At 21.4% G+C, this 13,569-nt stretch carries 7 protein-coding genes and 1 tRNA gene; 7 read left to right on the plus strand and 1 reads right to left on the minus strand.

Translation table 11 applies throughout. The annotated features are described in order from the left end of the window. Window positions 1-55: 55 nt before the first annotated feature. From LDP10_RS00085 to recD, 4 genes are all read left to right on the plus strand, one after another. Window positions 56-1,918 (plus strand): exodeoxyribonuclease V subunit gamma, encoded by a 1,863-nt coding sequence (locus LDP10_RS00085; RefSeq protein WP_321160485.1) that lies wholly within the window; start codon window positions 56-58, stop codon window positions 1,916-1,918. Between the two features lie 158 nt (window positions 1,919-2,076). After that, window positions 2,077-3,360 (plus strand): hypothetical protein, encoded by a 1,284-nt coding sequence (locus LDP10_RS00090; protein WP_321160486.1) that lies wholly within the window; start codon window positions 2,077-2,079, stop codon window positions 3,358-3,360. Window positions 3,361-3,432: 72 nt separating this feature from the next. Next, a complete protein-coding gene (gene recB / locus LDP10_RS00095; protein WP_265196717.1) occupies window positions 3,433-6,921 on the plus strand; it encodes an exodeoxyribonuclease V subunit beta in 3,489 nt (1,162 codons plus the stop codon). A 21-nt stretch (window positions 6,922-6,942) separates the two neighbouring features. After that, window positions 6,943-8,766, plus strand: coding sequence for an exodeoxyribonuclease V subunit alpha (gene recD, locus LDP10_RS00100; protein WP_265196718.1), 1,824 nt, complete (start codon window positions 6,943-6,945; stop codon window positions 8,764-8,766). 1,112 nt (window positions 8,767-9,878) lie between these two features. Here recD and LDP10_RS00105 read toward each other — a convergent pair. After that, window positions 9,879-9,955 (minus strand) — tRNA-Met (locus LDP10_RS00105). A gap of 780 nt (window positions 9,956-10,735) precedes the next feature. On the opposite strand from LDP10_RS00105, the gene ribE reads away from it, so the two are divergent. The 3 genes from ribE (at window position 10,736) to ribD (ending at window position 13,547) form a co-directional block, all read left to right on the plus strand. After that, window positions 10,736-11,203: a 6,7-dimethyl-8-ribityllumazine synthase gene (ribE, locus tag LDP10_RS00110; RefSeq protein WP_265196719.1), complete on the plus strand. Its 468-nt coding sequence runs from the start codon at window positions 10,736-10,738 to the stop codon at window positions 11,201-11,203. Window positions 11,204-11,349: 146 nt separating this feature from the next. Further along, a complete protein-coding gene (gene thiL, locus LDP10_RS00115) occupies window positions 11,350-12,330 on the plus strand; it encodes a thiamine-phosphate kinase (protein WP_265196720.1) in 981 nt (326 codons plus the stop codon). A gap of 110 nt (window positions 12,331-12,440) precedes the next feature. Then, window positions 12,441-13,547: a bifunctional diaminohydroxyphosphoribosylaminopyrimidine deaminase/5-amino-6-(5-phosphoribosylamino)uracil reductase RibD gene (ribD, locus tag LDP10_RS00120; protein WP_265196817.1), complete on the plus strand. Its 1,107-nt coding sequence runs from the start codon at window positions 12,441-12,443 to the stop codon at window positions 13,545-13,547. The last annotated feature ends 22 nt before the right edge of the window (window positions 13,548-13,569 follow it).

Genomic DNA, 13,569 nt, shown 5'->3' on the forward strand with positions numbered 1-13,569 from the left:
TAAAAATAAATTCACAATTATCTCTTAATTGTATAATTAACAAGATTAAAAAATTATGTTTTTAATATATAAATCCAATAGATTAGATCTTCTTATACATCAAGCATGTAATATTATTAAAAAAAACCCGTTATCCAATCCTCTACAACACGAAATATTTCTAGTCAATAATGTCGAAAATACCCAATGGATTAAAATTTGCATAGCAGAAAAATTAAAAATATCGGCAAACATTAAATTTTTCACGATATCTGATTTCATATGGAAATTTTTAGAAATATTTATTCCAGATAATATTCATCTAAAAAAATTACATAAATCTAGTATTGTATGGAAAATAATGACATTAATAGAAGAAAAAGAAATTACTAATTTAATTGATAAAAAAGACGCTCAATTAAAAAAATTTATGTTTGCTTCTCATTTATCTGAATTATTTGAACAATACTTAATTTACCGTCCAGATTGGTTTGATTCTTGGGAAAAAAATAATAATTTTATTAATTCCACACCAGAGAAAAAATGGCAAAAAAAAATATGGAATAAATTAACCCTCGATTATATAAAAAATAAAAAGTATTCCAATATTTTAAATATATTACCTACATTATTAAAAAAAATAAATATTTCAAAATCTACTTTTAAATATGTTCCTTTTCGATTTTTTATCTGTAATATTTCTGATGTACCTATATCTCATCTATCCATATTATATTCTTTAAGTAAAAATTACCAAATATATCTATTAATGACAACACCTTACGTAAATCACAAATTTATTACAAAAAAAGAAAATAATGAAGTAAAACTAAATTTATCTCTTTATTCCAAAGAAAAATACCACAATTTATATGAACAATATCACCAATTAGATATTATAGATCAAGTCAACCCACTTTTATTATCATGCGGACAATATGGATATGAGTATATTTGCTTTTTATTTTTTATGAAAAATAAATATACCAATTGTTATACAAGTACTTATAAAAACAATTTATTGAATACAATTCAAAAAAATATTTTAAAACCAATAAATAAGAAAAAAAATAAAAAAAATACCGATAAAAAAATAAAAAAAATTATATTTAATCCAAAAGATAAATCCATTTCAATACATATCTGTTATAATCTACAAAGAGAAATCGAAATACTACACGATAATTTATTGTATATATTAAACAAAGATCCTTTAATCTTACCAAAAGATATTATTGTTAAATCTTTTCAATTACACCTATATATACCTTTCATTAACAGCGTATTTAACTCTACATCTAAAAAAAATCGTATTCCTTTTATCATTTTTAACGAATTATCTGATAAAAATCATGAAATTATATCTGTTTTTAATAAATTATTACATTTAGAAAAGAACAGATTATATAATCAAGAAATATTTAACTTGTTACAGATATCAGAATTAGCAAAAAATTTCCGTATTGATAATAAAGATCTATCTACATTATTTACTTTGATATGTGAATCAGGAATCCGATGGGGTTTGGATAAAAAACATATTAAAAATTTATCATTACCGAATAACGTAAAATGTACCTGGGAATATGGAATAAAAAAAATAATGTTAGGTTATTCAATGAATAATAAACATATTGCTTGGGAAAATACTTTTCCATACAACATAGAAAATAAATCTAATATTAAATTAATATGCAAAATTATAAATTTAGTTAAAATGTTACATAAATGGAAAAAAAAATTATCAACACCAAAATTACTAAAAACATGGTTACCTTTGTGTCGTCAATTAATAAATGACTTTTTTTATAAAAGCGATGAAACAGAAAATATATTTAATAAAATTGAAGAAAAATGGATAAAAATTGTCCATACTGGAATTCAATTAAATTATAAAAAAAAATTCCTATTTCAATATTACGAAATAAACTATCCTTAAATAATTTTTGTAATAACAAAAATTATAAAAAATTATTTTCTGGACCTGTTATTTTTTCTAATTTTTCTGCACTACCGACAATACCTTTTAAATTTATGTATATTATCGGTTTTAATCATAACCATTTTCCAAAAAGAACAATATCACAAGAACTCAATTTGATACAAAAAAAACCAAGAATATGTGATCCTAATAGACGTAATCAAGATCGATATCTATTTCTAGAAACAATTCTTTCTATAAAAAAATATCTATATATTAGTTACATAGGAGAAAAAAAATCTCTTTCTTCAAAAAATTATCCATCGATATTATTAGAAGAATTAATAAACTACATTACTAATAACTTTTATCTTTTAGAAAAAGAAAGAAAAAAATCAAATAAAAATTCAAAAGATGTTTTTTCATTCTTATGCCATTTACACACAAAAACAGGTTTTGATATAAAAAATTTTGTAAAAAACAATCATTATCAAAGTTTTGATGTAACATGGTTAAAAATAATTAATTCAAAAAAAAATAAAAAATACACATTTATAAAACCCACTCCCCATATAATAAAAAAAGATATAAATTTTAAAAATTTCATATCTTTTTGGAATAATCCTATTCGTTATTTTTTTCATAATCAACTTAATATTCAACTAAATTCTAATAAATTCAAAATCACAGAAAATTTTCAACCCAGTGCTTTAGATATTTATAAAATTAGATTACATATAACGAAAAAATTAATTGAAAACAAAGACACATCTAATATTTTTCAATATTTTACTGATGTTGGATTATTATCTAATGATAATTTTAGTTTTTCTTTTTTAGAAAAACAAAAGGAAAAAATTGTATCTTTAGCAAAAAAAATATATGTCATAAATACATTACCAGTTATAAAAAAAAATTTTTGTATCAAAATACATAATTATTGTTTACGAGGTTCTCTATACGAAATACATAATGTTGGTCTTGTTCGATGGAAACCTAAAATACTTCATTTAAACGACAGCATGCAATTATGGTTAGAACACTTAATCTATTGTTATTTGGGTGGAAAAGAAAAAAGTACAATTTTAGGAATAAACAATAGTAAATGGAATTTTTATAATATGGAAAAAGAAGAAGCCTATCGACATATTGAAAAATATGTATCCGGATACATAGAAGGATTAAAAAAACCTCTGTTATTAATTAAATCAGGTGCTAATTGGATCAACATAATATATGACAAAATCAATAAAAAAATAATACTAGACAACAAAACAAAAAATAAAGGTTACGAAAAAATGCTCAGTACATGGCACGGAAATCAATATCATATTGGTGAAAAATATGATCCCTATATAAAAAAAATTATTCCGATATTAAACGAAAATTATATCAATGATATATATCAAATATCAAAATTTTGGTGGATTCCTATATTAAATTATCAATTAATTAATTAATATTACAGTATACTGAATATTAAATTCATCTAACAATATATGTTTTTAATAAAAAATTGAACTTATTTTAAAATGTGTAAAATAAAAAAAAAATTAGATATATTAAATATATCTTTACGCGGGAAAAAAATAATAGAAGCTTCTGCTGGCACCGGGAAAACATTTACTATAATTATGTTATACCTAAGATTACTATTAGGAATAAATAATAATACTAAAGATACACGTGCATTTTCAGTAAAAGAAATTTTAATTGTAACATTCACGAAAAACATGCAAGAAGAATTACGAAATAGAATTAAAAAAAATATTTATAATTTTCGAATAGCGTGCATAAAAAAAAATAGTCACAACACTTTTTTTAAAAAATTAATAAGTAAAATTTCTAATTTTAATTATGCCAACATGTTGCTACTAAAAGCAGAACATCAAATAGATCAAGCAGCAATTTTTACAATTCATGCTTTCTGTAATCATATCTTAAATATATATCAATATTCTTCTAATATATATTTACCCAAAAAAATTATAGAAAATACATACCCTCTGTATTTTCAAGCAACTTGCGATTTTTGGAGAAAACAGAGTTTTTTATTATCTATTACAATTTCAAAAATAATTTCTCAATATTGGAAGAATCCTGAATCACTTTTAAAAGATATCTTAACAATACTAAAAATTTCTCCTAAAATCATTAAACCTATATTAAAAGAAGCAAAGACAATTACCGAATACCATGAAGAATTAATAAAAATAATTAATAATTTTAAAATAATATGGTTAAAAAAGAAAGAAAAAATTATATCATTAATAACTCTTTCGAATATAAATAAACGCATATATCATAAAACTAATCTATTAAAATGGATAAAAAAAATTACAATTTGGGCCAATGAAAATACAGAAAATTATTTCATACCAAAAGAACTTAATTACTTTAAACAAAGTTTCTTATACGAAAAAACAAAAACAGGAATAATTCCTAAAAATATTTTGTTTGACAAAATTGACATTTTTTTAAAAATAAAATTTTCACTTAAAGAAATTTTCTTATTTCATGCATTAACTGATATTCCAAATATTTTAAAAAAAGAAAAAGAAAAACAAGCATATTTAGAATATGATGATTTATTAATTTTTCTTTCAAATGCTTTAAAAAAAAACAACTTATCTCAAATAATATGTAAAAAATATCCAGTAACATTAATAGACGAATTTCAAGATACTACTAAATTGCAATATAATATTTTCAAAAAAATATATATAAAAGAAAATAATTATCTACTGGTATTAATAGGAGATCCAAAACAATCAATTTATAGCTTTCGCGGAGCTAACATTTTTACCTATTTAAAATCTAAAAATGAAATTAAAGAACTCTATTTTCTTGATACAAATTGGCGTGCATCAAACGATATGAATCATAGTATTAATTTACTTTTCACCCAAAACAAAAATCCCTTTTATTTATCTCAAATTCATTTTCAACCAACACATTCTGGTAAAAAAGATATAAAATTTGAAATTAATGGAAACAATCAACCTGCATTACGTTTTTTTATGAAAAAAGGAAAAAACATATGTATCAATGAATATCAACAATGGATCGCTAATAAATGTGCTCAAAGTATAGCTCAGTGGTTAGAAAAAAGCACAAACGGTAAAGCTATAATAAAAAAAGGAAATAAAACCATGTCGCTTAAAGCAGAAGATATTACTATCCTAGTTAGAAACAAAAATGAATCAGAAATAATAAAAAAGGCTTTAAGTGACGTTAACATTAATTCTTATTATCATTCTGATAAAAAAGATATCTACAATACCATAGAAGCACAAGAACTACTTTGGATATTACAATCTATTTTATATCCGAATAAAGAAAGATTACTTAAAAAAGCTATGTCTACCAACATATTAAAATTTAACATTCATGAAATTAAAAATATAAATAAAAAATATGAATTCTGGTCATCATTAATAAAAAAATTCAATAAATATAAAATTATTTGGGAAAAAAAAGGAATATTTAATATGATCAAAAAAATTTTTATGAATCATATTAATGAAGATAATATATACAAAAATAATCAATGTAATATTTTTATATTATTACAATTAGCAGAATTATTACAAGAAAAATCCAGAGTTATTACAGAACATAATTCATTAATTTTTTGGTTCAAAAATAAAATTTTATATTCTAATGATAATTTAAAAAAAATATACATCAAACCATATTATGATAAAAATTCCATAAAAATTATTACTTTCTACAAATCTAAAGGATTAGAATATAACATCACATGGATACCTTTTCCTATTAATTTTTTTAAATCAAAGTATATTTTGTATCACAATAAAAAAACACTACAAACAGTATTTGATTTAAATACTAATAAAAAGAAAGAAAAAAAAGCAAAAATAGAACACTTATCTGAAGATATAAGATTATTATATGTTGCACTAACACGATCTATATTACACTGTAGCATAGGAATTGCTCCTGTAATACAAAAGAAAAAAAAAGAAAACAATTTTACAGATTTACATAAAAGCGCGTTAGGATATATTATTCAGTCAAATAACATATATAATGCCGAACAATTGCTAATTGTATTAAAAAAAATCAGTTCTAATAAATGCATAGAACTAGTTTTCAATAATAAAGAAAATAAAAAATTTAACATCATAGAAAAAAAATACAAAAATATTTTATCGGTACCAACAAATAAAAATATAAATAATAATTGGGGCATAACCAGTTATTCTGCATTAAAAAAAAATCAAATATTAAAAAAAGAAAAAAATATCATCTATGATGAATTTTTAATAAAAAATAAAAATGTTATTAAGAACAAAGAATACAATGTTCATAATTTTCCTAAAGGAAAAATATACGGAACATTTTTACATAAAATTCTTAAAAAACAAAATTTTAAAAAAATAGACACAATATGGTTAAAAACAGAACTAAAAAAAAATAATTTAAGTGATAAATGGTTATTAACGTTATCAGAATGGATATCTAATATTAGTAAAACTCCATTAATCAATAACGCATTTAGTTTATCTAAATTAGATATACAAAAATATGTTCAAGAACTGGAATTTTATTTATCAATTAAAAATACTATTACCGATACTAAAATTAATAAATTAACGAAATTTTATGATTCTATTTCTAAACTATCTCCTAATTTGAAATTTAATTCTATTACAGGAATTTTAACAGGATCCATTGATCTAGTATTTTTTTGGGAAAAAAAATATTATTTTATAGATTACAAAACCAATTGGTTAGGAAATTCTCATCATTTCTATGACAACAAAAGAATAAAATATCATATGATAAAAAATAGATATGATTTACAATACCAATTGTACAGTTTAGCATTACATAGATATCTGCAACAAAAAGTTAAGGATTATCAATTTAATTTACATTTTGGAGGAATATTTTTTTGGTTTTTGCGAGCAATCGATAATAATCATAAAAATAAAGGAATATTTTATACTCTTCCTAAAAAAATATTTATTGAAAAATTGGATCAAATTTTTTAAAAAACATCAAAAATTAAAATAATGAAAATTATTGCTTTATTAAATCAAGCATTAAAAAAAAAAATAATCAATGACATTGATTTTCACTTTGCTACTCATATAACAACTGAAAATCAACCAGAATTGATGTTAGCGGCTGTTTGCGTAAGTTATACAACTAATTGTGGTCATGTATGTTTACCAATTTTTAATCTTGAAAATCAACTGGTATTTCCTAAAAAAGAAAAAAAATTCACTAACAAATTATGGAATTTAGCAGGAAATCCTAAAAATTGGACCAAAATATTGCTAAATAGTAGCATCGTCAGTTATGATACTAATTTAACTCCTTTGGTATTACTTAAAAATAATTTGTACTTAAATTATTTATGGCAGGCTGAAAAAAAAGTTTCTTTATTTATATTAAATAATAAAGAAGAAAAAAACAATGTTAAATTATCTAAAAAAACACTAAAATCATTATTTAATGGAAAAAACGATAATTTTCAAAAAATTGCTGTAGCTATGACAATGATTCGGAAAACAACCTTTATTATAGGAGGACCTGGAACAGGAAAAACTACTGTTGTTGCTAAAATATTATTGGCATTGATACGCATATCTAAAAAAAAAATGAAAATAAAGCTAACTGCTCCAACAGGAAAATCTACAGCACGTTTATCTGAATCTTTAACCCATGCTTTAAAAAAAATAAAATCAAACCCATTAGAAAAAAATATGTTACCAAAACATGCTGTCACATTACATACACTATTAGGAATTACAAAAAAAAACAAAAAACCATTCTTTAATAGAAATAATTTATTAAACATAGATGTATTAATTATAGACGAATCTTCAATGCTTGATTTATTACTGATGGAAAAATTAATCGATGCATTACCTAAAAAAACCAAAGTCATTTTTTTAGGAGATATCAATCAATTACCTCCAGTTGAACCTGGAAGTATCTTAAAAGATATATATAATAATTATCATTATGCTTATAGTCAAAAAACTGCAAAAACATTAGAAAAAATTACAGAATGCAAAATTAATACTATCGATAATCTTTCAAACAATGATATTAATGACAGCATTTGTATTCTAAAAAAAAAATACAGATTCAATTCCATATCAAATATTTCTAAATTAGAAGAAGACTTAAATAAAAACAAATTAAATCTAGTAAATAAAATATTCTTTAATAAATATAAAAATATTATCCATTATGAAATCAATAATAATAAAGAATACATTAATATGATTAAAAATATTATAAAAGGATACATTAAATATTTAAATTATATAAAGAAAAACAAAAATATAAAAGATATAATGAAAAAATTCAACAAATATCGTGTTATCTGTGCAGTTAAAAATGGAATTTATGGAATAAAAAAAATTAACATATTTATAGAAGAAACAATGGAAAAAATGAATTTAATTGAATCTATTCAAATTAATAATAATACCTGGTATATCGGAAAACCTATTTTAATTACCAAAAATAATAAATCCTTAGGATTATTTAATGGAGATATAGGAATCACTTTATTAGATAATAAAAAAATATTAAAAATTTTTTTTGTCTTACCATGCAACAATATTAAAATCATACCAATTGAACTTATTTATGAATATGAAACAACTTGGGCAATGACAATTCATAAATCACAAGGATCAGAATTTGAACATACAGTAATTATTTTACCTGATAAAGACCAAAAAGTTTTGACCAAAGAACTATTTTATACGGCTATAACAAGAGCACGTAATAAATTAACAATATATTCTAAAAAGAAAATATTATCTAAAATAATAAAGAAAAAGAATGTAAGATACAGTGGATTAAATAATTTATAATTGAATTATTAAAAATAAAATCAGATAAAAAAAATATCTCTTAAGAAATATAAATTTTGAATCAATAAACTCATCATATTTAAGTAGTTTTTAAAATTTTATTTTTAGTATTTTTTTAAAAAATCTAAAATCTTAATTTCTAATTTTCCCTTAAAAAATAATTTTTTTATAAAATAAATTAATAAAAGTGTATATATTCAATGTATTATTATTTTTCCAATTTCGTTTTTATTGTTTAAAACAATCTCATATCCTATCTAAAAGAATAATTCTTTTAATAAAAAATATTTTTATAACAAACTAAATAAGATTAATTTATTACCTAAATATTCACATATTTAATAATTTTTAAAATAAAATAAACATAAATAGATCATTAAATTCTGATAATAATAAAATTATTTTAAAAAATATAAAAAATTAAAAATAACATTTTATATATAAATACTTATTGAATCTTATTCAATAGCAAATTTTGTAATCTTTCGTATATATAATTTTATAACTATTTATTTTGATTATTTAGTAAAATTAAATAAAAATGTTTTCAGTTACTAATCAAATCATTAAAATAATAATAATTTAAAAATATCTATACTCTTATATTTAAATAAAAATAAATTTCATTACAACATAAACACCAGATAACAAGAAAAAATCATATACATTTATCAATAAATATGTTTATGATCTCTCATAAAATCAATTTTTTCTTTTTTAATTATTTAAACAAATTCAAAACCTATAATATAAAAGTTTTTATAACATTTTATTTCAATGTATTTTTTATAAAACAAAATTTATTCTGAAATTAATAATAAAAAATTTTTATATTTAATAATTTCTTTATTTAAAAATAAATTTAATATAAAAACATATTTAAACTAATTCAGTTAAAATTTTCTAAATCCGATCTCTCTTTATTTTAAAAAAATATAAATAAAGTACATATAAATTATAAATTTTTATCATAAAAAATTGATTTTAAGAAAGATATGGTATTAAAAAATTATTAAAATTAAAAGTATAAATAATATTTTTAAAAATTATGATAAAAAATAAAAAATTTCATTAAAACATTAACTTAATATTTTTAAATATATTTTTAAGATTGGTTGCGGGAGCCGGATTTGAACCGACGACCTTCGGGTTATGAGCCCGACGAGCTACCAGACTGCTCCATCCCGCGTTCGTTAATATACTAACTATACTCCTATAGAATTATCATGCAACCTTTTTTTTTAAAAATTATTAAATTTTGATTCAATCGTTTGTTTTTTAAACAAAAAATATATTTTATAAATGTAAACTTATAAAAAATTATGAATAAATTGTAAAATCAATTTTGTAAAATAAATAACTTAGTTATCCTATTTCTGTCTTTTTTAAGATTTACTGATTTAAAAAATAAAAATTTTTATAAAGATAAAAAATTATTATTCATTCTGTAAAAATATTATTTTTTAAAAAAAATCAAAAAATAATTACATACAAAAATTATGATAAAAAAAACTTCACTTTATGCTAAAACAATAAATCATTTAATAATGTCATATTAATTAAACAACTCTTCGACTCTATAATTCATAATATCATACAAAAAAAAATATTACCTAAAAAATAAATTTCAAAATATTAAAAAATTTTTAAAATAAATACAAATAAAATTTATTAAATAAAATTTAAGATTAACACATCTATTTAAATTACATATTTATCAATAAATTAAAATAAAATATAGTAAATAAACTAATTTTTAAAATTATAAAAAATACTGAAATATTTTTTTAAAAAAAATAAAAAATAAACAATAAAAAACTCATTAATTCATCATGTTAAATATAGTGTTATTATCTAATTTATATTTTCTATAATATTAAAAAATCAATATAGTATATAAACACTAAATAAAAATTTGTGTTATTATACCATTCACAATAAATTAATTATTATTTTTAATAAGGATCAAATGACATTAATTGAAAAAGGAATATCATCCAAAGATTCATTAATAAGCATCATCGTGTCCCGTTTCAACGAATTCATTAACCAAAACTTGTTAAAAGGAGCCATAGATACATTAAAAAGAATGGGTCAAATAAAAGAAGAAAATATTTTAGTTGTAAAAGTACCAGGTGCTTACGAATTACCATTAATTGCGAAAAATATAGCTAACTTAAAAAAATACAATGCCATCATTGCATTAGGAACTATTATTAAAGGAAATACTTCTCATTCTACACATATATCACAAGAAGTAAGTGCTGGTTTAGCAAAAGTAAGTCTAAAACATAATATTCCCATTTCTTTTGGAATACTTACCACTGAAAATTTAGAACAAGCTATCGAAAGATCCGGTTCTAAAATGGGTAACAAAGGAATTGAAGCAGCATTATGTGCATTAGAAATGATTAATATCATCAAACACTTTCAATAAAAAAATAAAAACATTATATTTTATAATAAAAAATAGAAATATATAGCAACACTTACATGATAATATAAAGCTAATACCGCTTAATTTTAAAAAATTATTATCGGTCCATTTCACTAATTAAAATTTATTTTAAAAATTTTTTAAATATGTTATATAATGAATTTAAAATCATAGAAAAATATTTCAATAAAATTAAAACAAAAGATAATGTGATAAAGGGCATTGGAGATGATTGCGCAATTATTAAAATACCAAATGGACAAATAATTTCTATTAGCACTGACACTCTCGTAGAAGGTATTCATTTTTTACGTAATATTTCCCCGATAGATTTAGGATACAAAGCCATAGCAGTCAATCTCAGTGATTTAGCCGCTATGGGTTCTAAACCCAAATGGCTAACACTATCCTTAACTATTCCTAAAATAAATACCACATGGTTAAAAGATTTTAGTCAAAGTTTACTAAAAACAGTAAATAAATATGACATGCAATTAATAGGAGGAGATACTACTCAAGGCCCACTAAGTATTACAATAAGTGTTTTTGGATATAACTTTAAAAAACAAATTTTATTTCGTCACGGAGCTAAAATAGGAGATTTGATTTATGTTACTGGTACATTGGGAGCAAGTGCTGCTGGATTAGCTATTTTACAAAAAAAAATACTTTTACGAAAAAAAAACATATATAAATTTTTAATAAAAAAACATTTACATCCCTATCCAAGAATCCTACAAGGTATAGCTTTAAGGAAAATTGCACACTCTGCTATTGATATTTCTGACGGATTACTGGTTGATTTAAGACATATATTATATGAAAGTCAATGTGGAGCTGATATAAATTTAAATAAAATACCTGTTTCTAACATACTAAAAAAAAATTTTTATCCAAAAGTATGGTTAGATTGGGCATTGAATGGAGGAGAAGATTATGAATTATGTTTTACAGTACCTGAATTTAAAAAAAACATTTTAAAAAAAACTCTAAATAAAATTAAAGTACCTTATACTTGCATAGGACGTATTACTAAATATAAAAATAAATTTAATATATTTAAAAACGGAAAAAAAATAAAATACACTATAAATGGTTTCAATCATTTTAAAAAAAATAAAAATTAATTACATAATATTGTAAATATTGCACATTTTCATATATTTTAATATGATACTAAATAAAAATATTTATATATATATAAATTAAAATAGAATTTTAATAATATCAACCAAGAATTATGAAAGATATTTTTTATATGAAAAAAGCTATAAAATTAGCTAAACTAGGAGAATTTACAACCTCCCCTAATCCTAACGTAGGTTGTATCATCGTAAAAAATAACATTATTATTGGAAAAGGATGGCATAGAAAACAAGGAGAGAAACATGCAGAAATACACGCTTTATCTATGGCAAAGGGAAAAACCAAAGGAGCTACTGCTTACGTAACTTTAGAACCTTGTAGTCACTTTGGACTCACTCCTCCTTGCTGTCTTGCATTAATTCAAGCAGGAATAATACGCGTAGTTATAGCTGTATCAGATCCTAATCCTAAAGTATCTGGAAAAGGAATAATAGAGTTAAAAAAAGCAGGAATATTAATAAAAATAGGGATTATGTCTAAAGAATCTCAAAACCTCAATCAAGGTTTTTTTAAAAGAATGAAAACTGGAATTCCATGGATACAATTAAAATTAGGAATTTCTATTGACGGACGTTCTGCTTTAAAAAATGGTAAAAGTAAATGGATTACTTCTCCTGAATCACGAAAAGATGTACAATATTTTAGAAAAAAATCTGGAGTAATACTCAGCACTAGTCAAACAATCCTAATCGATAATCCATTATTGAACGTAAGAAAAGATACAAATATTTTATCTGTATCTAATGAAGCAAAAAATCAACCTATACGAGTAATTATAGACAGCAAAAATAGAATACAACCATTTCATAAATGTGTTAACAGTAAAGGAGAAATTTGGTTAGCTAGACTAAAACAAGATAAAAATATTTGGCCTAACAATGTGAAACAAGTAATTTTCTCTCAAAGAAATAATCAAATAAATTTAAAACATTTAATATCATATCTAGGAAATTGTAATATCAATAATATATGGATAGAAGCAGGAGCTTCTCTATCAGGATCCTTAATAAAATTAAACATAATAGACGAATTAATTCTTTACGTAGCACCTAAATTATTAGGTCATCACGCAAAACCACTATGTATGCTAGAAAAATATCTAGATTTAAATAAAGTACCAACATTTACATTTAAAGACGTTACTAAAATAGGAACTGACATACGTTTTATTTTAAAAATACATAAAAATAAAATTTGATAATAAACCGAATAGTTTAAAA

The sequence above is a fragment of the Buchnera aphidicola (Pemphigus obesinymphae) genome (assembly GCF_026122815.1).
Lineage (GTDB): Bacteria > Pseudomonadota > Gammaproteobacteria > Enterobacterales > Enterobacteriaceae > Buchnera_C > Buchnera_C aphidicola_BJ.

Excerpts from the sequence above, each read along its gene's own strand:
- LDP10_RS00085 (WP_321160485.1), top strand. The coding sequence starts at position 56 with ATGTTTTTAATATATAAATCCAATAGATTAGATCTTCTTATACATCAA.
- ribE (WP_265196719.1), top strand. The coding sequence starts at position 10,736 with ATGACATTAATTGAAAAAGGAATATCATCCAAAGATTCATTAATAAGC.
- recD (WP_265196718.1), top strand. The coding sequence starts at position 6,943 with ATGAAAATTATTGCTTTATTAAATCAAGCATTAAAAAAAAAAATAATC.
- thiL (WP_265196720.1), top strand. The coding sequence starts at position 11,350 with ATGTTATATAATGAATTTAAAATCATAGAAAAATATTTCAATAAAATT.
- recB (WP_265196717.1), top strand. The coding sequence starts at position 3,433 with ATGTGTAAAATAAAAAAAAAATTAGATATATTAAATATATCTTTACGC.